This is a genomic window from Empedobacter sp. UBA5036 (assembly GCF_002415215.1).
Lineage (GTDB): Bacteria > Bacteroidota > Bacteroidia > Flavobacteriales > Weeksellaceae > Empedobacter > Empedobacter falsenii_B.
This window is the reverse complement of the sequence record NZ_DICC01000034.1, coordinates 27,911-52,883: the sequence shown is the minus strand read 5'-3', so window position 1 is coordinate 52,883 and position 24,973 is coordinate 27,911. Positions and strand designations below refer to the sequence as shown.

Annotated in this window: 23 protein-coding genes; 9 read left to right on the top strand and 14 right to left on the bottom strand. The window is 33.0% G+C overall.

Annotation, left to right across the window (positions count from 1 at the left end):
- Nucleotides 1-102: 102 nt before the first annotated feature.
- The 5 genes from hemH (at nt 103) to hutI (ending at nt 5,511) form a co-directional block, all read left to right on the top strand.
- Nucleotides 103-1,086: a ferrochelatase gene (gene hemH / locus B4J88_RS06445; protein ID WP_291066904.1), complete on the top strand. Its 984-nt coding sequence runs from the start codon at nt 103-105 to the stop codon at nt 1,084-1,086.
- An 81-nt stretch (nt 1,087-1,167) separates the two neighbouring features.
- Nucleotides 1,168-2,268, top strand: a complete 1,101-nt coding sequence (locus B4J88_RS06440; RefSeq protein WP_291066902.1) for a DUF3078 domain-containing protein — start codon at nt 1,168-1,170, stop codon at nt 2,266-2,268.
- Between the two features lie 25 nt (nt 2,269-2,293).
- Entirely contained in the window at nt 2,294-3,346 is a 1,053-nt protein-coding gene (locus B4J88_RS06435) for a DUF3078 domain-containing protein (protein ID WP_291066900.1), read from the top strand.
- Nucleotides 3,347-3,664: 318 nt separating this feature from the next.
- Entirely contained in the window at nt 3,665-4,168 is a 504-nt protein-coding gene (locus B4J88_RS06430) for a GNAT family N-acetyltransferase (RefSeq protein ID WP_291066898.1), read from the top strand.
- Nucleotides 4,169-4,281: 113 nt separating this feature from the next.
- Nucleotides 4,282-5,511: an imidazolonepropionase gene (gene hutI, locus B4J88_RS06425; protein ID WP_291066895.1), complete on the top strand. Its 1,230-nt coding sequence runs from the start codon at nt 4,282-4,284 to the stop codon at nt 5,509-5,511.
- Here hutI and B4J88_RS06420 read toward each other — a convergent pair.
- Nucleotides 5,501-6,811 (bottom strand): DUF4026 domain-containing protein, encoded by a 1,311-nt coding sequence (locus tag B4J88_RS06420; RefSeq protein ID WP_115001452.1) that lies wholly within the window; start codon nt 6,809-6,811, stop codon nt 5,501-5,503. The two genes, hutI and B4J88_RS06420, sit on opposite strands and share 11 nt — an antisense overlap.
- Before the next feature lie 150 nt (nt 6,812-6,961).
- Here B4J88_RS06420 and B4J88_RS06415 point away from each other — a divergent pair, with 150 nt between their 5' ends.
- The 3 genes from B4J88_RS06415 to B4J88_RS06405 all read left to right on the top strand — a co-directional run bounded on the left by B4J88_RS06415 (nt 6,962) and on the right by B4J88_RS06405 (nt 9,250).
- A complete protein-coding gene (locus B4J88_RS06415; protein ID WP_236688172.1) occupies nt 6,962-7,822 on the top strand; it encodes a YicC/YloC family endoribonuclease in 861 nt (286 codons plus the stop codon).
- Nucleotides 7,822-8,388, top strand: coding sequence for a guanylate kinase (gmk, locus tag B4J88_RS06410; RefSeq protein ID WP_221854349.1), 567 nt, complete (start codon nt 7,822-7,824; stop codon nt 8,386-8,388). The genes B4J88_RS06415 and gmk overlap by 1 nt, the downstream gene beginning before the upstream one ends.
- A 91-nt stretch (nt 8,389-8,479) precedes the next feature.
- On the top strand, nt 8,480-9,250 hold the full coding sequence (locus B4J88_RS06405; protein WP_221854348.1) for an alpha/beta fold hydrolase: 771 nt from the start codon (nt 8,480-8,482) through the stop codon (nt 9,248-9,250).
- 32 nt (nt 9,251-9,282) lie between these two features.
- Here B4J88_RS06405 and B4J88_RS06400 read toward each other — a convergent pair whose 3' ends face one another.
- The 6 genes from B4J88_RS06400 to mutS all read right to left on the bottom strand — a co-directional run bounded on the left by B4J88_RS06400 (nt 9,283) and on the right by mutS (nt 18,883).
- Nucleotides 9,283-11,778 (bottom strand): cation-translocating P-type ATPase, encoded by a 2,496-nt coding sequence (locus B4J88_RS06400; RefSeq protein WP_291066893.1) that lies wholly within the window; start codon nt 11,776-11,778, stop codon nt 9,283-9,285.
- 141 nt (nt 11,779-11,919) lie between these two features.
- The gene (locus B4J88_RS06395; RefSeq protein WP_219033619.1) at nt 11,920-12,684 is read right to left on the bottom strand and encodes a C40 family peptidase; all 765 of its coding nucleotides are present in this window, start codon (nt 12,682-12,684) and stop codon (nt 11,920-11,922) included.
- Nucleotides 12,684-13,331 (bottom strand): O-methyltransferase, encoded by a 648-nt coding sequence (locus tag B4J88_RS06390; RefSeq protein ID WP_219033620.1) that lies wholly within the window; start codon nt 13,329-13,331, stop codon nt 12,684-12,686. The genes B4J88_RS06395 and B4J88_RS06390 overlap by 1 nt, the downstream gene beginning before the upstream one ends.
- A 180-nt stretch (nt 13,332-13,511) precedes the next feature.
- Nucleotides 13,512-15,416, bottom strand: coding sequence for an acetate--CoA ligase (gene acs / locus B4J88_RS06385; RefSeq protein ID WP_280037598.1), 1,905 nt, complete (start codon nt 15,414-15,416; stop codon nt 13,512-13,514).
- 97 nt (nt 15,417-15,513) lie between these two features.
- Nucleotides 15,514-16,317 carry a M48 family metallopeptidase gene (locus B4J88_RS06380; protein ID WP_125348750.1) on the bottom strand — a complete coding sequence of 268 codons (804 nt, stop codon included), beginning with the start codon at nt 16,315-16,317 and terminating at the stop codon, nt 15,514-15,516.
- A gap of 10 nt (nt 16,318-16,327) precedes the next feature.
- Nucleotides 16,328-18,883, bottom strand: coding sequence for a DNA mismatch repair protein MutS (mutS, locus tag B4J88_RS06375; protein ID WP_291066889.1), 2,556 nt, complete (start codon nt 18,881-18,883; stop codon nt 16,328-16,330).
- An 80-nt stretch (nt 18,884-18,963) separates the two neighbouring features.
- On the opposite strand from mutS, the gene B4J88_RS06370 reads away from it, so the two are divergent.
- Nucleotides 18,964-19,494, top strand: coding sequence for an RNA methyltransferase (locus B4J88_RS06370; RefSeq protein WP_125348748.1), 531 nt, complete (start codon nt 18,964-18,966; stop codon nt 19,492-19,494).
- Nucleotides 19,495-19,547: 53 nt separating this feature from the next.
- Here B4J88_RS06370 and B4J88_RS06365 read toward each other — a convergent pair whose 3' ends face one another.
- The 7 genes from B4J88_RS06365 to B4J88_RS06335 form a co-directional block, all read right to left on the bottom strand.
- Nucleotides 19,548-20,000, bottom strand: coding sequence for a GNAT family N-acetyltransferase (locus tag B4J88_RS06365; protein WP_115001464.1), 453 nt, complete (start codon nt 19,998-20,000; stop codon nt 19,548-19,550).
- A 235-nt stretch (nt 20,001-20,235) separates the two neighbouring features.
- The gene (locus tag B4J88_RS06360; RefSeq protein WP_125348747.1) at nt 20,236-21,603 is read right to left on the bottom strand and encodes a deoxyguanosinetriphosphate triphosphohydrolase; all 1,368 of its coding nucleotides are present in this window, start codon (nt 21,601-21,603) and stop codon (nt 20,236-20,238) included.
- Nucleotides 21,604-21,704: 101 nt separating this feature from the next.
- Complete coding sequence (locus B4J88_RS06355; RefSeq protein ID WP_125348745.1) at nt 21,705-22,475, bottom strand: NADAR family protein; 771 nt, start codon at nt 22,473-22,475, stop codon at nt 21,705-21,707.
- Nucleotides 22,476-22,486: 11 nt separating this feature from the next.
- Nucleotides 22,487-23,299: a TPM domain-containing protein gene (locus B4J88_RS06350; protein ID WP_291066887.1), complete on the bottom strand. Its 813-nt coding sequence runs from the start codon at nt 23,297-23,299 to the stop codon at nt 22,487-22,489.
- Nucleotides 23,280-23,720 (bottom strand): TPM domain-containing protein, encoded by a 441-nt coding sequence (locus B4J88_RS06345; protein ID WP_291066886.1) that lies wholly within the window; start codon nt 23,718-23,720, stop codon nt 23,280-23,282. Before B4J88_RS06345 ends, B4J88_RS06350 begins: the two co-directional genes overlap by 20 nt.
- Before the next feature lie 5 nt (nt 23,721-23,725).
- Nucleotides 23,726-24,328 (bottom strand): LemA family protein, encoded by a 603-nt coding sequence (locus B4J88_RS06340; RefSeq protein WP_180904995.1) that lies wholly within the window; start codon nt 24,326-24,328, stop codon nt 23,726-23,728.
- Nucleotides 24,329-24,442: 114 nt separating this feature from the next.
- Complete coding sequence (locus B4J88_RS06335) at nt 24,443-24,910, bottom strand: ABC transporter ATPase (RefSeq protein ID WP_125348739.1); 468 nt, start codon at nt 24,908-24,910, stop codon at nt 24,443-24,445.
- Nucleotides 24,911-24,973 lie beyond the last annotated feature (63 nt).

The following is a 24,973-nucleotide window of genomic DNA, read 5'->3' as shown; positions in this document are numbered from 1 at the left end:
ATGATATAAATTATAATGATGATATTACGAAGGACAAATTAAATTATCCTCCGTACTTTTACACCTACAAAGAACGCAATATTTTTTTAGATAAAAAGAATTATGAGCAAAGGAATATTATTAGTGAATTTAGGTTCGCCCGATTCTACCAATGTTGAAGACGTAAGAACTTATTTACGCGAATTTTTAATGGATAAGAAAGTTTTAGATTCTCCTTGGATTATTCGTAAAACTGTTGTTGAATTATTTATTTTACCAAAAAGACCAGAAAAATCTGCTGAAGCTTACCGAAAAATTTGGACAAAAGAAGGTTCTCCTTTGATTGTTTACTCTAAAATTTTGAGAGATATGGTACAAAAACAAATGGATATTCCAGTTGTTTTGGCAATGCGTTACAAAAACCCTTCAATAGAAGCTGGTTTACAAGAGCTTTATGACAAAGGAGTTCGCGACATTTTGGTTGTTCCTTTGTATCCTCAATACACGATGTCTTCTACAGAAACTGTTGCGGATAAAGTGCTTGAAATTCAGAAAAAAAGCTACAAAGATACCAACATTAATTTCTTGAAAGCTTTTTACAATCATCCAGATTATATCAAGGTTTTAGGAGATTCTATCAAAGAAAAATTACCTGAGAATTTTGATAAATTATTGTTTTCTTATCACGGAATTCCAGAACGTCACGATAATAAAGCACTTCGTGCTGCAAAAGCGAGCAAATTACCTATTGAAACTTATCGTAATCAATGTTTTGAAACAACACGTTTGGTAACCGAATACTTGCAATTACCAGAAGATAAATATACCACTTCTTTTCAGTCTCGTTTAGGTCGTGACCCTTGGATTAAACCTTATACAGACCACATGTTAGAAGAATTTCCTGCACAAGGCGTTAAGAATTTAGCGGTTTGCACCCCTGCCTTTGTTTCGGATTGTTTGGAGACTTTGGAAGAAATTTCGATGGAAGGACAAGAAGAATTCTTAAAAGCTGGTGGTAAGCAATTTACATACATCCCTTGTTTGAATGATCGTCAAGATTGGGTGGATACATTAGTGAAATGGTTGAAAGGTTGGCAAAATAATTAAGAAAGGTTTTTAGCCTTACAAAATAAATTAGATATCTTTGTTTGGAATTTTTCAATTTTAAACAAAGATATTTTTTTTAAAATGAGACTAATTTTCTCAATTATATTTTTAGTCCTATCACTTTTTAGTTCGGCTCAATTTTTAGATACTAGTGGAAATCTAATTATTGATGGTCGAAAATATCTGAAATCCAAAGTGGATACTACAGGACGAAAATCGGGTTGGGAAATTTATGGTGCAAATACTTTAACCGTTAATCAAAATACCTTTTCCAATTGGATGGCAGGTGGTGAAAATTCGGTTTCACTAAATGCTAAAGCTGATTACGAATTTAATTTCCGAAAAAAGAAACACTTTTGGGACAATCGTTTTATTTTTGAATATGGTTTTTTAGACAATAAAACCAATGGAACGCGTAAAACTGCTGACAATCTAAATATCACAACTTCTTATGGATATTTGATAAAAGAAAAGTGGTACCTAACCTCATCACTTAATATTCGTTCACAGTTTTCTACAGGTTACAATTACGGAACAACTCCAAAAACAAAACTATCAAACTTATTTGCGCCTGCATATGTAACAATTGGGGTCGGTGCGAATTATACGCCAAATTCTAATTTTTCTGTCAGTTTTCAACCTTTAACATCAAGAACAACAATTGTAGCAGACAAAGATTTGCAAAAGAAAGGAACTTATGGTTTACGAAACGATGGAGATACGTTTCTTTTTGAAGTTGGAGCATATTTAGGTGGTCGATACAAAATGAAACTTTTTGATAACGTAACTTACGATAATAATATTGGAATTTTCTCTAATTATTCGAACAAATTTTATAACCTCGATATTGTATATGCTGGATTATTAGACATGAAAATTAATAATTTTATGTCTACCCAATTAACCATCAATTTGATTTACGATGAAGATCAAGTTGCGCAAACACAGTTTAAACAAGCTCTTGGGATTGGCTTAACTTATAAAATAGACAGTACTAAGAAAAAAGATAAGAAGAAACGTCGAAAGAAGGAAATTCTCCCATATTTCGATACATCTGGCATTTCTCCAGTCAAATTACCTAGAATAAAACTGGAGAAGCAAAACTATGATCAAGTTTTTGATAAAAATACAATTGACGAAAAATCAACGTATATTAAATCAGAATCCATATTTTTGGAATAAATTTATATAAATCAACCAAATCTACATGAAAAAAGTTTTATTTGTATTAGCAATTTTAGGAAGTGCTACAACTTTTGCACAAACAGTAAAAGATGGTAAAGTAGCTACTGATAGCAAGCGGTATTTAAAAGATCAAAAATTTGATGGTCGTCAACCTGGATGGTTCGTTTCGGGAAATAATTCACTTTTATTTTCTCAAAGTGCATTCAGTAATTGGGTTGCAGGTGGTGTTAATTCGTTTGCGCTGAACGGAAGTTTAGATTACGAATTTAATTTAACAAAAGAGAAACACATTTGGGATAATCGTATCGTTTTAGGATACGGAGTTCAAACCAATAAAGGCGAAAGTTCTCGCAAAACAAATGATGTGATAGACCTTACTTCTTCTTACGGTTACAGCATTGGAAATCATTGGTATTTAGCTGCTGCTATGAATTTCCGTACGCAATTTACTGAAGGTTATGATTATGGAACTGATCCAAAAACGAAGATTTCGAACTTAATGGCTCCTGGTTATTTAAGTTTAGGATTGGGTATTGATTACAAACCAAGCGAAAATTTTCAAATTAATATTCACCCATTTACACCAAGAATGACCTTTGTCTTAGACAAAGATTTACAGAAAAAAGGAAATTTTGGACTTAAAAATGATGGAGACAATACTTTATTTGAATTCGGTGCATATTTAGGTGCGCGATATAAACTACAAATTATGGAAGGAATTTCTTATGATAACCGTGTCGGAATCTATGCAGATTACCTGAAAAATTTCGGAAATATGGACGTTGCTTATCAAGGAATTTTGGATATGAAAGTGAACAAGTTTGTTTCGGCACAAGTAAGTGTCAACCTATTGTATGATGAAGATCAAATCAAAAAAACACAGATTAAACAAACACTTGGAATTGGATTTAATTACAAATTTGATAACACGCCACCAAAAATAGAAGAAGCTCCAGCAATTGCATTTATGCAAGAAGCACCAATTTTCGAAGAAAAAGAAGAAACTGTAGAAGTAGCAACAAATATTCTAAAAAGAGAACCAATTCTTAATGAAACAAAATTAGTCACTCAATAATATTTTTAACCTGCTTTTAATAAGCAGGTTTTTTATTTTTCTTATTTTTATAACTCAATAGAAGAATAAAATGACAAAAAATATTTTCGGCGCACTTTTACCACAAATTTTAATAATTGTTTGGGCAGCTTTCGAGCTTTACCTTGGGTTCAACAACGAACAAAATAACCGCATCATTCTTAGCGCAATCGTGATATTAATCTTCGTTATTTTTACAATTATTACATTACTCAAGGTAATTAAATATCCCAACGACCCAACTTATTTGAAGAAAAAGTAATTTATATAAATGTAATTCTTAAAACTGAACGTTTAACTTTGAGACCAGTCACACTTGATGATACTGAAACAATTCATCAATTATATTCTATCGAAGAAGTTGATCAATATAACACTTTAGGAATTCCAGAAAATATAGAGGTTACAATTCTTCATGTAAAAGATTTAATAAAATCTAATCAAGGAGAACAACCACAAGCTTATACTTTTGTTATCGAAAATGACAATCAATTTGCTGGATTAATTTCTCTAAATTTAGGTCGAGCTAAATACAAGAATGCAGAAGTTTGGTTTAAACTTCATCCAGATTTTTGGAATAAAGGCTTTGCTACAGAAGCTTTAAAAGAAATTATTTCTTTTGGTTTTAATACTTTAAATCTTCATAGAATTGAAGCTGGATGCGCAATTGAAAATATTGGTTCTTACAAAGTTCTTGAAAAAGTTGGAATGATACGAGAAGCGCATACAAGACAATTACTTCCTCTAAAATCTGGTTGGGCAGATAATTATGGCTACGCTATATTATCGAGTGACATTCTATAAATATTAAGTCATTCCAAACTCATTTTAGAATCATATCTTATTTGATAACAAGTTCAGCTTATCTACAAATTCTCCCTTAAATTTCGTAAACTTGTGTTATTAAAACAACAAAAATGAAATTAATCGGTCCTTTCAAACAAATTATAACACTTGCCAATTTACCTTTAAAAGGTGCTATTCACGAAAACCAAGTCGAAGTTCTCGAAGATGGGGGAATTATTATTGATGATGAAACAATTGTAGAAATAGGAAATTTCGAAACGCTTTCTCAACAACATCCAAACATCCAAATTGAACGAATTGAAACAGAACAAATTCTTCTTCCAGGATTTGTAGATTCACACACACATGTTTGTTTTGGAGGAAATCGCGCCAAAGATTTCGCAATGCGTTTGGATGGAAAAACATATTTAGAAATTGCCAAAAGTGGTGGTGGAATTTGGTCTACAGTAACAGAAACACGTAAAAAAACGGTTGACGAACTGAAAGATATTACGCTAAAACATATTGCGCAATTAGCTAAACAAGGAATCACAACTGCTGAAGTAAAATCGGGTTATGCACTTTCTGTTGAAGGCGAAATTAAAATGTTGGAAGCGATAAATATGGCGAATCAAGAAAGCGAAATTGATTTAGTTCCAACTTTTTTGGGTGCACATATGAAACCAAAAGATTTCGAAGGTTCAAATCAAGAATATTTAGAACTTTTAGTCAAAGAAGTTTTTCCAAAATTGAAAGCTGATGATTTAGCAAATCGTATCGATATTTTTGTGGAACAATCTGCTTTTTCTGTTGAAGAAGGCGATTATTTCTTGAATGAAGCAAAAAATCAAGGATTTGAAATTACGATTCACGCTGATCAATTTACAGCTGGAGGAAGTTATTTAGCAACAAAATATAATGCATTGAGTGCAGATCATTTAGAATTTTCTGGTGAAGAAGAAGTGAAAAATCTTGCCAATTCTAATGTTGTGGCAACTGTTTTACCTGGTGCTTCTATCGGTTTGGGAATGCAATATGCGCCTGCACGAAAATTGTTAGATGCTGGTTGTTGCGTTTCTATTGCTTCGGATTGGAATCCTGGTTCGGCTCCGATGGGAAATCTTTTGACACAAGCTTCTGTTTTGGCTACTTTCGAGAAATTATCAATGGCAGAAGTTTTAGCGGCAATTACTTTTCGTGCGGCAAAAGCATTGAATTTAGCTGATCGAGGAACAATAGAAAAAGGTAAAAAAGCCGATTTTATCAGCTTCTCTACCTTCGATTATCGTAATATTATCTATTATCAAGGGCAATTACAACCAACTCATGTTTGGAAAAATGGCGCGTTGATTAATCAATAGTGTAAATATTATCAGGAGTGATGGTGTTTGTCGGCGTGTAAATTAACCAATCGGTAATCATTTCTTGCGGATAAAGACCTTCATCTCCTTCATTCAAACCTTCTACAGCATAAGGACGATTCAAGCAAACACCAAAAATTTCGTTGTTTTCATTGATTCCATACACATCAAACCAAATATGTTCCTTATTCATTTCATGATCGACATCAAATCCTAATTTGATTAAAAATCGATAATAATTTTCTTCATCTGCTTCTGGATTAAAATACGTGTTAAATGCTTTTTTATACGATTCAAAACGTTGATAAGCCAAGGCTGACATTCGTTCCGTTTCCTGATCGCTGATAAAGAAAATCGGATTATCTGCAATTGTTGCTGCATAAACTTCTGGCGTTAACGTATGTCCTTCTTGCACCGCTAACAAAACACCACAAGGTTCGTAATTTTCGTTTTCTGGTTGACGTTCATTGTAACCTCCTGGAATTGTTGCAGGATAATCTTTCACCACATCTTCCCAACGTTTCCAACAAAATGTAATATCCAAACCATCATAACCAATATTAAATTCTTCATTTTCTGGCGAACGAAAATCTGGTTTGATAAACGCATTTACAATCATATCCAAAGCCGAATTCATCTGCTCTACTCCATCTTTGATGTTCAACATCTCCAACTCCACAGAACCGCAACGATGCAAACCATGCGTATGCATCCAATACACGCGATCACCATTTTCGTCCTCATCATAAACGCCATGTATCACATATAAATACGAAGGCGCAGGCGGAATTTCTGACTCTGCTGTCACTTTCGCCCATTTACCAGAAAGCAAACGATAAGGCATAAAATCGACAACAATAGATGGATTTTCGACAATGGCTTGCATTATTTTTAGTTGCAAATGAAAACTATCCAACGCATCATTTCCAAAATACATCACAGATTCCAAATAAAAATCTTGTTGCGTTGCAATTTCCATTTCTTCGTCCGAAATCATATTTCCGAAACCAAATTCAGAATAATCATTACTTCTCGCATCCACAACATACAAATTCACATCAAATTCTTCTTCCAAATAAGACACAACAAGTTGATATTCTTGCTTTACAGCTCCATTTTCGTCTTTATCAATTTCGATAAGATCAAAATTGATTAATTGAAAATAATCCGTTGATTTTAGACTATTTTCGATTGATTCTCTTGAAAATACAAAATCTTTCGACGAAGGAAAAATTCCCATTGTAGAAGGTAAACTCAATCCATCTTCTGCAATTCCTTTGTACAATTCTTGATTTGTCATAGTATAATTTTAGTTTGATTTTTGTTAAAGATAAATCTTTTAAGTTCATCAAAATTTTAGCAAAATGTTAAACTTTAAAATGATTAAAGATGATAATTCAGTTCGCATTACGTTAATTTATTGTAATTTTGTTCGCATAATTTTACAATTATGATAGCATCTATGACAGGTTACGGTAAATCCGTATTGGAATTACCTGAGAAAAAAGTAACGATAGAAATCCGTTCTTTAAACAGTAAAACACTAGATTTAAACACGAGAATTCCTTCTTTTTATCGTGAAAAAGAATTAGAAATCAGAAACCTTATTTCAGAAAAAGTTCAACGTGGAAAAGTTGATTTTTCGATGTTAGTAGAGTTAAATCCTGCTGCAAGAAATCAAAATATAAATGCTGAATTAATCAAAAGTTATATGGCAGAATTTAAATCAATCACACCAAATGTGACTGATGGTGAATTATTGCCTGTAGTAATGCGCCTTCCAGACGTTATTTCGTACACGCAAGACGATTTGAGTGAAGACGAATGGAATCAAATTCGCGCAACAATTATTGATGCGATCGACGCATTAAATCAATTTAGATTAGATGAAGGAAAAGTTTTAGAGAAATATTTGACTTTAAACTTGAATAACATTCTTGAGCTTTTAACACAAGTTGTCCCTTTTGAAAAAGAACGAATTGAAACTATAAAAGAACGTTTCAATAAACGTTTAGAAGAATTAAAAGTTGATGTTGATCAAAATCGTTTCGAACAAGAATTAATTTTCTATTTGGAGAAATTTGATATCACAGAAGAAAAAGTTCGTCTAAAAAACCATTGCGAATATTTCTTAAAAGAATTAGCTGGAACTGAATCAAATGGAAAAAAACTAGGATTTATTTCGCAAGAAATTGGTCGTGAAATCAATACATTAGGTTCTAAATCAAATCATTCTGAAATGCAAAAAATTGTTGTTCAGATGAAAGATGAATTAGAAAAAATTAAAGAACAATCGTTAAACATTTTATAATGAAAAAAGGAAAATTAATCGTCTTTTCGGCTCCATCAGGCGCAGGAAAAACAACTTTGGTTCGTTACGCTTTAGAACAATTGGAGAATATCAAATTTTCTATTTCTTGTACAACTAGAGATAAACGCGAAGGTGAAACTCACGGAGAAGACTATTATTTCTTAACACCAGAAGAATTTAAGGCAAAAATTGCAAACGACGAATTCGTAGAGCACGAAGAAGTTTACCGCGATAATTTTTACGGAACTTTAAAATCGGAAGTTGATCGCATTACATCAGAAGGAAATTCTGTTATTTTTGATATTGATGTTATTGGTGCATTGAATATCAAAAAATTGTACGGAGATCAATGTTTAACAGTATTTGTAAATCCTCCATCTTTGGAAATATTGAAAGAACGTTTAATTTCTCGCAACACAGAAAGCGAAGATAAATTGAAACAACGTATTGATAAAGCAGGAATTGAAATGGAAAAAGCTAAAGAGTTTGATATCATTTTATTGAACGACGATTTAGAAACTGCAAAAGCAAAAACCTTAGAAATTATTACAGATTTTATTAAATAATAATTTTTAATCATCATGATATAAATGCCTCGAATAAATAAAATCGAGGCATTTTTGTTATCTTTAGCTTTCGAAAAAATCACTACATAAAATGGAAATAGAAAATAGTTTAGAAATCAACAACGCCAATATTCATTATGTTCACCACGAAATAAATCCAGAAAATCCAACACTTATTTTTTTACACGATTCCTTAGGTTGCACCCAACTTTGGAGAGATTTCCCAAAAGAAGTTGCCGAAAAAACAAATTGTAATTTATTCATCTACGATAGAAAAGGTTATGGAAAATCGTCGCCTTTTACCATTGATCGTCGCGAATTGACTTACATGCATGATGAAGCAGATTTTCTAAATGATTTGGTTCAATATTTCAACTTCAAAGACATTATTTTATTTGGACATAGCGATGGCGGATCGATTGCGTTACTTTATGCTTCGAAATATCATCAAAATTTAAAAGGAATTGTTGTAGTTGGTTCGCACATTATTGTAGAAGAAATTTCTTTACAAGGAATCAGAGATGCAAAAATTGCATATGCAGAAACTAATTTGAAAGAACGTTTGACAAAATATCATGGCGATAAAACGCAGAAAGTTTTTGAGATGTGGACAGAAACTTGGTTACGCCCAGATTTTATTGATTTTGATATTCGAAAAGAATTGCAAAACATCGAATGTCCAACTTTGGTTATTCAAGGAATTGATGATGAATATGGTTCGATTGAGCAAGTAAATGGAATTATCAACAATGTAAAAGGAAGAAAAGAAAGTTATCTTGTTCCTGATGCAAAACATACACCTTACAAAGAGAATAGGACGCCGACTTTGGCAAAAACAGTTGAGTTTATTGATTCGTTATAACGAATCAATAAACCTAAATATTACCATTTTACTCAATTTTTTCTCCTACGTTTAATCCATTTATAAACTTCAAACCACAATACAGATAACATTGCTACAAGCATCGCCATTCCTAATTCTTTTAGATTCAACGAAGAAACTTTAAAAAATAAAGAAATTGGCTTTATATACAGTATTGCAAAAAGTATAAGCAATGTAAGAATTGTAACGCCAACCATTAAATTATTTTTATTTTTAAAACTTGACCACAAGCTATAATAAAACGATCTATTCGTTAAACTTAACCAAACATTTGAGAAAATCAACGTTGTAAAAACCATTGCTCGGGTTTTCTCTTCATTTCCGCCTAACTGATAAGTGTATTGATAAACAAAAAGCAATCCTAATGTGATGATAATTCCTTGAATAATACTTGTTGAAAGTTCTTTCCAATTCAGAAAAGTTTCCGTCATAGGACGAGGTTTTTCGTTCATAGAATTTTTCTCTAAAGGCTCGTTTTCATACACAATAGAACAGGTTGGTCCCATTACCAATTCTAAGAAAATAACATGAACCGGTGTGAAAATTTGCGGAAAAGCCCAACCTAAAAACAACGGCAATGAAACAATTAATATAATTGGAATATGAATCGAGATAATGTATTGAACAGCTTTTTTAAGATTCGTATAAATGCGTCTTCCAGCAGCTATTCCGATAACTAATTTTCCTAAATCATCATTTGTTAAAATTAATTGCGCAGCTTGTTTGGCTATTTCAGTTCCTTTTTCGCCCATTGCAACACCAATGTGTGCGGCTTTCAATGCTGGTCCATCGTTTACTCCGTCGCCCAACATTGCAACTACTTCTCCATCCTCTTTCAAAGCTTTTACAACAGCCAATTTCGCTTCAGGAAACATACGAGCAAATAAGACTTTATCATGAGCCGTTTGTAACAGATCTTTCTCCGAAAGTTGAGCAATTTCACTTCCTGTAATACTATTCTCTGCATGTAAAATTCCAGCCTGTTCTGCAATACTTTTTGTTGTTTCGGCATTATCACCCGTAATCACTTTTACTTTTATTCCCGCATCATAAATCTGTTGAAACACAGTATTAATTCCTTTTTTTGGAGGATCATAAAAAACAACGAATCCTAAAAACTCGAATGGTAAATCTTGTTGATGTTTTGGAAAATTATCCACTTCAAAATTAGATTTCGCAACACCTAAAAGTCGAAAACCTTTTAATCCAAAATCATCAATTACTTTTTTTAATTGATTTTTTACTTCTTCAGATAAGTTTGAAACATTCAGAATTGCTTCTGGAGCACCTTTTGCTGCAATTATTCGTTGATTTTTATTATTTTTAAAACAATGCGTCATCATGGGAGGCTTCCCAGATAAAGGATATTCGAAAAACATTTGATATTGATTACGTTCATCAAGCTGCGTTTGTTCGTAAACTCGGTGCAACGTTTTTTCCATCGGATCAAACGGAACAGGTTCACTACTCCACATTGCATATTGTATAATCTCAGAAATTTCGACATTTTTGAATTGATTTTCATCAAAAACAGAAGACGTTTTTGCATCATAAATCGCTTTCAATTTCATCGAATTTTCGGTAATTGTTCCTGTTTTATCACTACAAATAACAGTTGTGCTTCCTAAAGTTTCGACAACGCTACTCTTTTTTACAATAATTCCTTCGCGTAATAATTTCCATGAACCCAATGCCATAAATGTGGTAAATGCAACTGGAATTTCTTCGGGTAAAATAGACATTGCCAAAGTCAAACCGTTTAATAAACTACTTACAATGTCTTTTGTTTGAAAATAATTGAATCCACAAACCATTACAAAAACAATGATTCCAATGATTGCCATTCCTTTCACAAATTTTTCTATCTGCAATTGCAAAGGCGATTTCTCTTCTTTTATAGATAAAATTGACGTTCCTATTTTCCCTAATTTTGTTTCTGCTCCAATGGCCGTCACTTCAAAAATAGCCAATCCAGAAACCGTCAAGGTTCCACTGTAAATTTCTGGATGATCTATATCTTTAAAAACTGACATACTTTCACCTGTTAAAGCAGATTCATTCACCGAAAAATCATTGCTATGAACAATATTTCCGTCTGCATTAATCATTTTTCCTTCTTCCGTCACGCACAAATCACCAATTGTAATTTCGTGTGTTGGAATCTCAACTAATCGTCCATTACGGATAACAGAACTCAAAGGTTCATTCAACTTTTCCAACTCTTGCAGAGCTTTTTGATTACGAGAATCTTGGTAAAATGAAATTCCTGTCACCGCAACAATCGCCACAAACATAAATGCAGCTTCGCCCAAATCACCAACCAACACATAAATAATTGATACCGCAATCAAAATTAGCGTCATTGGCTCTTTTAGAATATCAAACAATAAACTGTACCAAGCAGAATTTTGATTACTTTTTATCGCATTATCTCCGTATTCTTCTTGAGCTTTTTTTACTTCAGCATCAGATAATCCTTTTAAATTTTCAGGAATTTTTATAGACATTATTTCAATCGATTAGTGTTTACTAAAGTTACAGCTAAATCCAATTAAAAAATAGTTTAATCACTGATTATGTCCTATTTTGATTTGATTTCAATTAAAACAAAAAAAATCATTTCGAATGAAATGATTTTAGCTTTATTATTAAGGAATTAATTTTCGAATGCATCGCAGTTTATGCGAATATTTTTGAGAATCGGTATTGAAAATTCCATTTGTATCGATTGGGTCAATGCGAACTTTTCCGTGCGCATGCAAAATTTTTCCATTGCCACACATAATTCCGACATGAATAATTAGACCTTCTGCATTATCAAAAAAAGCTAAATCACCTGGTTCTGCTTCTTCTACAAAACTCAAAACTTCACCCATTTCCGCTTGTTGATAAGCATCTCTTGGAATTTTATAGCCACCTATTTTGTACACTTGTTGCGTTAAACCAGAACAATCAATACCGAACGAAGATTTTCCTCCCCACAAATAAGGTACATTTAGATAGGCTTTTGCAATTTCTACCAATTGATCTTTTGATTTTTTACCAGACGTATATACCCCAAAATATTCAAAACATTTTGGACCAATTTTGATTTTACTTTCATTCAAAGTACGAACCTCAGCTCCAATTGTCAACGTCATTGGCAAGCCATTTTCCATCGCATGATTATACGGATTAATTGCAAATTTCTCGATCGAATCTTTATTATATTCTTCTTCCGAAATTTCTACAATTTGTTTTGGATCTAGCCAACCTTCGTAACCATCAAAAGCTAACTGAACTTTAGTCCATTTTTCTAATTCTTCTAAAATAATCAACTTTTCTCCAAACAAAACCTGACTCACCATTTCTGATGAATCTCTTGCTTCGTAGCGCAATGGCGCAACACTTACTTGACAAATGGCGTACTTCATTATTTTTTTCGAATTAACGTAATTCCATCACGAATTGGTAAAATGATCGATTCGACACGTTCATCTTTCGTTACCATCTCATTAAATTCTTTCAAGATTTTTGTCGAAGGATCTTTTTTATCTTCCTCCTCCATCATCACTTTTCCGTACCACAACACATTGTCAACTAACATTGCTCCTCCGGGACGAAGAAGTTCCAAAACCTTCTCGAAATAATAAGGGTAACTCTCTTTATCGGCATCAATAAAAGCTAAATCTACAGAATCTTTTTCAATTGTGTTCAATTCTTCACGCGCATCATTGATTCTGAAATCAATTTTTGAGGCAAATTCTGATTCATCAAAATACTTTCTGCAAAGATATTCTAACTCATCATTTTTATCTATCGTTATGATTTTTCCATCAGTAGTTAAACCTTCTGCCAAACACAATGTTGCGTAACCTGTAAAAGTTCCTAACTCTAAAATAGTTTTAGGCGCTAAAATCTTCGACAAAATGCTTAACAAACGACCTTGATATTCGCCCGAAATCATGTGAGGTTGCGTTGTACATTGGTAAGTTTCAACACGTAAACGGCTCAAGATTTCAGGTTCTTGATCCACATGATGATCTAAATACGATTCTAAAACTGGTGAAATTTTTATCATACCTTTAAAAAGTCTACAAAATTACAAAAAATGCATTGAATCTCGGCTATATAAAGGAAATTTAGATAAGAAAATTTATCCAAAATAATCAAACCAAAAAAGCATTACTTTTTGGGTAATGCTTTTTGTTTTGAAAATTATTCTGATAAACTTAGGCTAAATCTTAACCTCAGCCTTACTTTAAATTTTTCCTTTCTGAATAACAGTTACAACATCTGGATCTAATAATGTTGAAGTATCGCCAAAATCAGTTTCGTTACCTGCAATTTTTCTCAAAATACGACGCATAATTTTTCCGCTTCGCGTTTTTGGTAAACCTGAAACAAACTGTATTTTATCTGGTTTTGCAATTGCTCCAATTAATTTAGAAACTCCATTTTTTATTTCTGCTTCAAGTTCTGGTGAACCTTGTACTCCATCTTGTAAAATCACGAAAGCATATAATGCATTTCCTTTGATATCATGAGGATAGCCAACAACTGCGCTTTCCGCTACAGCTTCGTGTTCATTTATCGCATTTTCTATTGGCGCAGTTCCTAAATTATGTCCAGAAACAATCACCACATCATCTACACGTCCTGTAATTCGATAATTTTCCATTACATCACGATACGCTCCATCTCCTGTAAAATAATAGCCCGGAAATGTTGAAAAATAAGTTTCTACATAGCGTTTATGATCATCATAAATAGTACGAGCCATAGATGGCCAAGGAAATTTAATTGCTAAACGTCCTTCTGCTTTTTCATTTACTGCTTCTACTTCTTTTCCTTGTTCATCCATTAAAACTGGCTGAATTCCAGGAAGCGGTAATGTTGCAAACGTTGGACGAAGCGGCGTAATTCCTGCTAATGGCGAAATCAAAATAGATCCTGTTTCTGTTTGCCACCATGTATCCACAATTGGACAATTTCCTTTTCCAATATAATCATTAAACCAGTGCCAAGCTTCTTCGTTAATTGGTTCACCAACTGATCCTAAAACTTTAAGACTTGATAAATCATATTTCTCGACATAATCTAACGATTCACGAGCTAACGAACGAATTGCTGTTGGAGCTGTATAGAAATGTGTCACTTTTAATTTTTCGACAATTTCCCAAAAACGTCCAAAATCTGGAAAACTTGGAATTCCTTCGAACATTACCGAAGTTGCTCCACAAGCCAAAGGTCCATAAATAATGTAACTATGTCCTGTAATCCAACCGATATCTGCTGTACACCAATAAATATCGTTGTGTTCCATTTGGAAAATATTATCGAACGAATAAGCCGTTTCCACCATATATCCACCACATGTATGCACCATTCCTTTTGGTTTTCCCGTAGAACCAGAAGTATACAAGATAAACAAAGGATCTTCAGCATCCATAATTTCCGCAGGACAATTATCGTCTACTTTATGCATTTCATCAATCCAAAATTTATCACGTCCACCAACCATAGAAGTAGGCTCGATAGCACGACGATAAACGATACACGACTGAATAGAAGCACAATCTTTTAAGGCTTCATCACAAATTGCTTTTAAGTTAATTGATTTCGTTCCACGAAAAACTTCGTTTGCTGTCACCAAAACCTTACATTGCGCATCGTTGATACGAGAAGCTATAGCAGCAGAAGAAAATCCTGCAAAAACAATAGAATGTACCGCGCCAATACGAGCACAAGCTAACATCGCGATGGCTAATTCTGGAATCATTGGCATATAAATACACACACGATCTCCTTTTTGTACGCCATTATTTTTTAAGACATTCGCAAATTGGCAAACTTTTGAATGCAATTGACGATATGTAATAATTCGAGATTCTTCTAAAGGATTATTTGGTTCCCAAATTAAAGCTGTTTTGTTTCCATTTTTTTCCAAATGACGATCCAAAACATTTTCGGTAATATTTAGTTGTCCACCTTGAAACCATTTAAAATCTGCTTGTTCAAAATTATATTCAAGTGTTTTGTCCCATTTCTTTTGCCAAACGAAGTTTCCAGCAATTTTATCCCAAAATTTTTCAGGCTCCTCGACACTTTTTTTATACGCTTTCTTATATTCAGAAAACGAATTGATTCTAAAATTGTTAATCATTTTAATTTTAATTGTGGTTTTGAATACTAAATATAAAAAAAGCGAATCAATTTATCAAATTAACTCGCCTATATTTTACAAATGAATAAAAACTATTCTATTTTTCTTTATACGGACTTGCATTGTAATATGCTAAAGCAGTTGGTAAGGCTTCCTTTATTTTAGCCATACGCGTCGCATCCGAAGGGTGAGTACTCAAGAATTCTGAAACTCCTGCATTTCCACTTTTCGCCGCCATACGTTCCCAAAAAGGAATTGCTTGAGAAGGATCATAACCCGCCATCGCCATTAAATACAATCCTGTAACATCAGCATCTAATTCCATTTTACGAGAATAGTTTAGTAAACCAACTTGTGCACCTACAGGATATAATTGTTCAAAAACTTTTGCATATTCTGCATTTCCAATGGATCCACCAACTATTTGTCCTAAACCTTGTGCGGCCATTTGCTGAGAAGCTTGCTCCGCACTATGACCAGCCAAAGCGTGACCAATTTCGTGACCTAAAACAACAGCCAATCCAGTTGCATCTTTGGTAACAGGTAAAATACCTGAATAAACCGCAACTTTACCTCCAGGCATACACCATGCATTTACTTCGTTTGCATTTAACAACGTAAATTGCCATTGATAACCTTGTAATTGAGAAGATATTCCCTTTTCTTGATAATATTTTTCAGCGGCATATTTTAAACGTTCCCCTACTGTTTGCACCATTTTAGCATCGGCAGTACCTGTAATTACTTTCCCTTGTTTAAGAATTTGAGAATATTGATTGTAAGCTGTCGGAAATAAATCTGCATTAGAAACTAATGACAACGATTTACGTCCGGTAACAGGGTTTGTAGCACAAGAAGCTAAGACTAAAGCTCCTGCTACGGTTAAAATTATTTTCTTCATATTTTTAAGTTTATTTACCAAGTTTCTTTTTGATTTCGTTCAATTTCATCAATGCTTCAACAGGTGTTAATGTATTGATATCTGTGTTCATAATTTCTTCTCGAATCGATTCTAAAATAGGATCATCTAACTGAAAGAAACTTAATTGCATATTATCTTGCGTTATTTTCTCCGTTTTATTCGAGATTCCTTCATCTGTTTTCGTTGCTTCCAAAATTTTCAACACATCATTTGCTCTGTCCACCACTCGTTTTGGCATCCCAGCCATTTTAGCAACATGTATACCAAAACTGTGCTCACTTCCTCCTGGAACTAATTTTCTCAAAAATAATATTGTATCTTTTGTTTCTTTGATACTAACATTAAAGTTTTTGATACGTTCCATCGATTTTGACATTTCATTCAATTCATGATAATGCGTTGCAAACAATGTTTTTGGTTTCAAGGCACTTTGATGTAAAAATTCTGCAATTGCCCATGCAATCGAAATTCCATCGTAAGTCGAAGTTCCTCGACCAATTTCATCCAATAAAATCAAACTTCGTTCCGAAATGTTATTTAAGATACTTGCTGTCTCATTCATTTCGACCATAAATGTCGATTCACCTGATGAAATATTATCTGAAGCACCAACTCGAGTAAAAACTTTATCAATGATTCCTAAATCTGCAGCTTGAGCTGGAACAAAACTTCCCATTTGCGCCATCAAAACAATCAAAGCAGTTTGACGTAAAAGCGCCGATTTACCAGACATATTTGGTCCAGTAATCATAATAATTTGCTGATGATCCGAATTTAACTCAACATTATTCGACACATATTGTTCACCAATTGGTAATTGTTGCTCAATCACAGCATGACGACCTTCTTTTATATTTAGTTCAAAACCATCATTAAGAGAAGGTTTTGTGTAATTATTTTTCTCTGCTATTTCTGCAAAAGTTGACAAAACATCCAAAAATGCAATTGCTTTTGCCGTTTGTTGAATCGGTAAAAGTTTAGTGATAATTTCTTGTAACAATTCAATAAATAATTGATTTTCTATAGCAAGAATTTTTTCTTCTGCACCAAGAATTTGTGTTTCGTACTCTTTTAATTCTTCGGTAATATAACGCTCTGCATTCACCAAAGTTTGCTTACGAATCCATTCTTCTGGCACTTTATCTTTGTGCGTATTTCGAACTTCAATATAATAACCAAACACATTATTGAATGCAATTTTCAAGGACGAAATTCCAGTTCGTTCTGTTTCGCGTTGACACATTTGATCCAAATAATCTTTTCCAGAAAACTGAATTTTTCGTAATCGATCCAATTCTTCTGAAACACCTTCTCTAATTACATTTCCTTTTACAATTTGATGCGGAGGCTCGTTAGAAAGTGTATCAAAAATCTTTTGTGTTAAATGATCAATTGGTTCGATTCGAGAAAATAAATCTGCAACTTCTTTGATATTCGATTGTTCAGCAACTTCTTTTATTTCTTCCGAAATTTTCAAACTTTGTGCTAATTGTTGCAATTGACGAGGTGTAATTTTACCTGTCGAAACTTTTCCAGCCAAACGTTCTAAATCGGTTAATTGACCTAATTTTTCTCGCAAATCGTAACGTAAATCTCCAAATTTGTAGAAGTATTCGACAATATTTTGACGACGTTGAATTGATTTCAAATCTTTCAACACCATTACCATCCAACGATTCAACAAACGTGCTCCCATCGGAGTTTTGGTATCGTCTAAAACATTTAATAACGTAACACCTTTTGGATGTGGAGAATAAACCAATTCGAGATTGCGAATCGTAAATGGATCCATCCACACAAAACTATCTTGATTAAGACGCTGAATAGATGTTAGATGCTGAATTTCGAAGTGATGTGTGTCATCCAAATAAGCTAAAATTGCACCCGCAGAAATGATTCCATCTTTTAAATCCTCAATTCCAAAACCTTTTAGATTCTTAGTTTTAAAAAGATTGGTTAATTTATCAACTGCAAAATCATATTGAAAAGCCCAATCATCCAACAAAAATTTACTTTTGACATCAGAAAAATTATATTTAACACGTTTTTGGTAAATCACTTCACTTGGTCGAAACGATTGAATAATTTTCGCTACTTGATCTTCTTGTCCTTCCGAAACCAAAAATTCTCCTGTCGAAACATCTAACAACGCAATTCCAAAAGCTTTATCACCTTGATGAACAGCCATCAAAAAGTTATTCGATTTTGACGATAAAACCTCATCTTGCAACGCAACACCAGGCGTTACCAATTCTGTAACACCACGTTTTACGATACCTTTTACCATCTTTGGATCTTCGAGCTGATCACAAATTGCAACGCGTAAACCGGCTTTCACCAATTTCGGTAAATAAGTATTCAAACTATGATGAGGAAACCCTGCCAAAGCACTATTATCAGAACCATTGGCGCGTTTTGTTAAAACTATATCTAAAATGCGAGAAGCTCGCACAGCATCTTCTCCAAATGTTTCGTAAAAATCTCCCACACGGAACAACAACATTGCATCAGGATATTTCGCCTTGATGGTGTTATATTGTTTCATTAGAGGAGTTTCCTTATTCTTTACTACTTTTGTCAAATTATTATAAATTTTGAACAGCTAAGTTAGTTAAAAACGAAGTGATGAGAAAACTAAAATTAGACGAATTAGGTCGCGTTTCTGCGGAAGAATATAAAGCTATTGAAAAACACCCGATTGTTGTGGTGTTGGATAATGTGAGAAGTATGCACAATGTTGGTGCAGTTTTTAGAACTTCGGATGCATTTTTAATTGATAAAATTTATTTGTGTGGAATTACAGCAACTCCACCTCATAAAGAAATTCATAAAACGGCCATTGGTGCAGAAAATTCTGTTGATTGGGAATATGTGAAAGATTCGAATGAATTGGTTGCTAAATTAAAAGAAGATGGTTATCAAATTGTAACGATTGAACAAACGGAAGGTTCTGTTTTGTTAAATGAATTTGAAGTTGACCAATCTCAGAAATATGCAATTGTGATGGGAAATGAGGTTGATGGTGTGCAACAATCAATCATTGATCAATGTGATACGTGTATCGAAATTCCACAATCAGGAACAAAACATTCGCTTAATGTTTCGGTTTGTACAGGAATTATTTTATGGAAATGGTATGAAAGTTTTATGAAATAGCGTTAAGCAAAAATATAAACTCCAACTTGAATAGAAGTTGGAGTTTTTTGTTATTAAAAATTCACCGAAACATTAATCCATTCTGGATCAAAATCTGCGTTATATTTTTTATAGAAATTAATTGCAGGTTCATTCCAATCCAGAACTTGCCAAACCATTCCGTGGTAATTATTCGCTTTTCCATAAACAATTAATTCATCCAATAATAATTTACCAATTCCAGAACCGCGCATTTTTTCGGTTACAATCAAATCCTCCAAATATAATCTGCGTCCTTTCCAAGTCGAATAACGATCGTAATGCAACGCAATTCCTTCCACATTTCCGTCCACTTCTGCAACCAAAGAACCCCAAACTGGTTTATCTCCAAACCCGCATTCTTCCATTTCTTCTAAGGTTACCGTTACTTCGTCTGGTGCTTTTTCGTATAAAGCTAATTCGTGAATTAACTCTAAAATTCGAGGACAATCTTCTTTTCTTGCTTCTCGTATTGTTACATTTTTCATTATTGTGTGATGTTATTTAGTTATTCGTTATTCGAGACTAGAAATTAGTTATCTAGTTTACGAAACGTAGAATTCATTATTTTTTGTCATTCTGAATATAGCTTCAGCGAAATGAAGAATCTATAGATTCCTCCATTCGTCGGAATAACAAATTCGCTAATTTTTGATGAGATACTGAAACGAGTTCAGCATGACAATTTCTCTAAATTCGAGCTTCGTATTTCTAACTTCGTACTTAAATCGTCATTCCAATTTCGATTCCTTTGATACGACGATATAATTCTGTTGCGTAATTATCAGTCATTCCCGAAACATAATCCAAAATTCCCATTACCTTTTGATACTTTGTTCCTTTCTCATATAAAAACTGAGCAGGAACTAAACGCAAGGCTTTTTTCTCAAACGTTTTGCGTTCTTTTTCATCTTTTAAAATTGGAGGAATAAATTGCGAAAGCAATTCTGACATTACATTATAACCTGCATTTTCAATTTCGAGAACAGAACGATGATTATAAATATTTTCAATCGAGAAACGTTGAATTTCGTCTAAAACTCGTTTCGTTACTTGTTCCGTTTCATTTTTAATCACATCTAATAACGCCGTTTTAAATTCTCCTTTTACAATTTGATCAAAATTATTTTGGTAAACTTCAACCGATTTTTGCGTCAATAAATTAATTGATTTTGCACGTAAATAGGCTATTCGATCATTTTTATCTGAAATTGATTTTAATGTATTTTTTGTTTTATCAATTTGAGATGGATCTAAAGATTCAACTAAATTCAAAAATAATTTTCGGCATTTATCATGATCAATAATTCCTAAACGTTGCGAATCTTCGACATCGATAATCGAATAACAAATATCGTCAGCCGCCTCTACCAACCACACAAACGGATGTCGCTTGTAAATAATTGGTGAATCTTGTTCCAAAATCATATTCGTTTTTTCAGCAATTGTTCGGAAAGCTTCCTTTTGCGCCTGAAAAAATCCAAATTTCTTACGATGCAATTGATTTTTATCTTTTGCAACCGATTCACATGGATATTTTGCAATCGCAGCCAATGTTGAATACGTCAAACGTAAACCACCTTCCGATTTTCCGTTTTGTTGTTGTGTTAAAATTCGAATTGCATTTGCGTTTCCTTCAAAATTGATTAAATCAGCCCATTCTGCTTCAGTAAAGTATTGTTTCAAATCAGCTTCATGACGATCAAAATAAGATGCAATCGCATCTTCACCGGAATGTCCAAAAGCTGGATTTCCGATATCGTGGCATAAACATGCCGCTGAAATCACATCGTGAATACTGTACTTATAAAACTCCTGCGACTCCTTTGTTAATTTATAATTTTCGGAAATAAACTTTCCAACCAAATTTCCCATCGAACGCCCAACAGACGAAACTTCTAACGAATGCGTCAATCGATTGTGGACAAAAACACTTCCTGGCAAAGGAAAAACTTGCGTTTTGTTTTGCAAACGACGAAAGGCAGACGAAAAAATAATACGATCATAATCGCGCTGATATTCTGATCTCGCATCCGACGTATCGTTTGTATTGCTGCGTTGATTGGTGTAAATATGATTGAGAAGTTCCATAAACTGATTTAGAAAACGAATTTAACGAATAATGTTCAGTCATAAAAAAATCCGAATGGTTTCGTTCGGATTTTTGGGTTTATTTAATATAATAATTAAGATTAGAAATCTTCATAAAAGCCTAACCAATTATGAGGTTCTATATAAGTTATAGAATATAAAAGTTTGTCTTCAAAAGATAATTTCAAATATTTTTGTGTAAAATTTATTAAATAATCTTCTCCTTTTCCCATTCTCCAAAACATATCATCTTGATCTAATTCAGGATACATTTTCCAAGGAGGAAGTATAGTTGAATCCAATAAATTATCTAATTTAAATTGTTTCAAATATTCTCTAACTTCCATTAATACAAACCCTAACAAATTTTCTCCTCGCCAAAGATATAGATTATCAATATCTTTACTATCTTGAGTAAGACCTATTCCCCAAACTGTATCAACAGGACTTGCTTCTACAATTATTTTATCATTCGTATTTAATAAAAAATCTTTTAATGATTCATTCTGAATAAATTTATGAACATTTCCTGCAACTACTATTTTATATTTCATTGCATTCCAAATCTCCTCATTAAAATTATCTACTTGACGTCCTATTTCTTTAGCAATCTTTGGAGAATCAGAACTAATAATTTTTTCAAAATTTTCAAAGTCATTAAATAATAATGCTTTTTGAGCCATCATCCAATGTTCTGACGTCTTAAAAATAATTTCATTAACAATGAACTCAGATTGAAACCATTGACTGAAACAAAATTTACCGATTTCTTCTTTATACTTATTAGAATGTCCCCAAAAATATATAAACTTCAGGTTTACCCCTTGTTCATAATTTTCAATTAACCATTTAATACTATAATTCTGTTTCATGTAAAAAAATATTACCAACTACCAGAAGCACCTCCACCTCCAAAGCTTCCACCTCCGAAGCCTCCAAAGCCGCCTCCGCCACTAGATGATCCACCCCAAGAACTTCCTCCTGAGCCGAAACCTCCGCCACCGAAAACAGAACTTCCTGTGTTCATAATGATAATATCATCTAACAAACTTCTTCGTCTGCCACCATTTCCGCCATTATTACCACCTTTACCTTTCGATATAATAATAAAAATAAAGATGAAAAAACCGATTGCAAATATAAGAGCAACCCAATCCATTTCTGGTTCTTGCGATTTTGATTTGTCTTGCTTGTATTTTCCTGCAAAAGCTTGAAAAATAGAATTGACTCCAGCATTTATTCCACCAGCATAATCACCTTGTTTGAAATACGGAATAATAACATTGTCAATAATCGATTTGTTGACACTTGGCGGTAAATAAATTTGAGCTCCATAACCTGTTCTAATCGTAATCTTACGATCTTGTTCACTTAAAACAATTACAACTCCATTATCTTTTCCTTGTGTACCAACTTTCCATTTTTCACCAATATCATTTGCAAACATTTCTAACGGATAACCATCTAGAGACTTCACTGTTAATACCAAAATTTGAGTAGATGTTGAATCATCATAGGCTACTAATTTTCGTTCTAATTCATCCAATTGCATTGCATCAAAAACATGTGCATAATCTTGCACAAGCTTTTTAGGCGGATGTTCCATCTTCACCAATTCATCCGGTGTCTGCCCAAAAACGGTTAAAATTGAAAGAAAAAAAGTTAGAAAAAAGTATTTAACTGTAGCTAATTTCATCTGGTAATTCGTTTGTATCATCCTCTTGATAAGGAAAATATTTTTTAAGTGCTTTGCCTGTTTTTTTTATTCCTTCACAAAGCCCTTTTACATAATGTTCTTTTTTGAAATGCTTGATGACCTCTTCTTTTATATCATCCCAAAAATCATCTGGTGTCACTTGATCAATTCCTTTATCACCAATAATTGTAAAGTTATGATCGGTTGGTGAAACATGAAACAACACACCATTTCTATCTTTGGTTTTGTGCATTTCCAATTGCTCGAAAACTTCTAAAGCTTTGTCAAAATGATTGGGAGAAGATTCGAATTCAATATGAACTCGAATTTCCCCACTTGTATTTTTCTCCGCTTTTTGGATGGCTTCGATTATTTTTTTTTCATCATTAGAGGAAAGAAATTTATGTTTCTTATTTCCCATAATGATTAGAATTCTACTTTAGGAGCATTCTCAGATCCTGCAGCAGCTTTGAAATAACCTTTTTTCGTAGCACCTGTAAAACCAGCGATTAAGCTGTTAGGGAAAGTTACAATCATGTTGTTAAATTTCTCTGCAGCATCGTTGTATTTTTTTCTTTCAAATAAAACTTCTTGTTCGATAGAAGATAATTCTGCTTGTAAAGAAGTAAAGTTTTGATTGAATTTAATATCTGGATATTTTTCAACAGAAACCAATAAGCGGCTTAATGTAGATCCTAATTGATCTTGAGCTTGTTGAAATTTCGCAATATTTGCATCTGTTAATTGACTTGGATCATCAATTTTAATTTGATTAGAAGTCGCTTTTGCACGTGCATCAATCACAGCTGTTAACGTTTCTTTTTCCATATTCGCAGCACCTTTTACCGTGTTCACTAAATTTGGAACTAAATCTGAACGTTTTTGATATGTATTTTCTACATTCGACCATTGTTTTTGCACACCTTGGTCTGTTGTTTTGATCGTATTCGAAACTCCAATTCCCCAGAAAACGATTCCTGCAAGAAGTAAAAGAATCACTCCGCCAATAAGACATCCTTTGTTTTTCATAGTATTTTTAATTTATTATTACGTAAAAATAGTGTTTTTTAAACAATATTTTATCAAAAATAAAGCCGAGCTTATTTCTAAACTCGGCTTTAATATTTTTTGGATTTTAAGCGTTTAATTTAATAATGTTTTCGCCCAACTTTCTTCAATCGGTAATAACCAATTTTGCTTAAAATCATTCAAAGAAGAAATTCCATTATTGAAAACTTTTACATTTTTGATTTCTCCTTCTTTTACTTTTTGTTTGAATGTTGGTAATTTTTCGATAAAAACTTCCTGTTCATTTTCATACGAAACTAACATTCTGTTCAATAAATCGAACGAATAATCTGCATCAATTTCGCGTACGATTTTCGTTAATTTATCGATAGAACAACCACTTGCTGTCGCTTGATTTTCGTCTACACCAACTACAATAAATTGATCATAAGGTAAATCAAAATCAGCTAAAAGTTCAGCGCCATGCGCATTCCAATCCGCTATAAAAGTATTTAGTTTAGCTGTAATAGCTTGCTTTTCTTCTGTTGAGAATTTACGATTGGCTTGAAAAATCCAAATTCTTGAATCGTCTGCTAAATTCATTTTCTCTTTGTTTAAAATTTGTGTTTCAAAGATACGGAAATTTTAGATGTTAGATGTTAGATG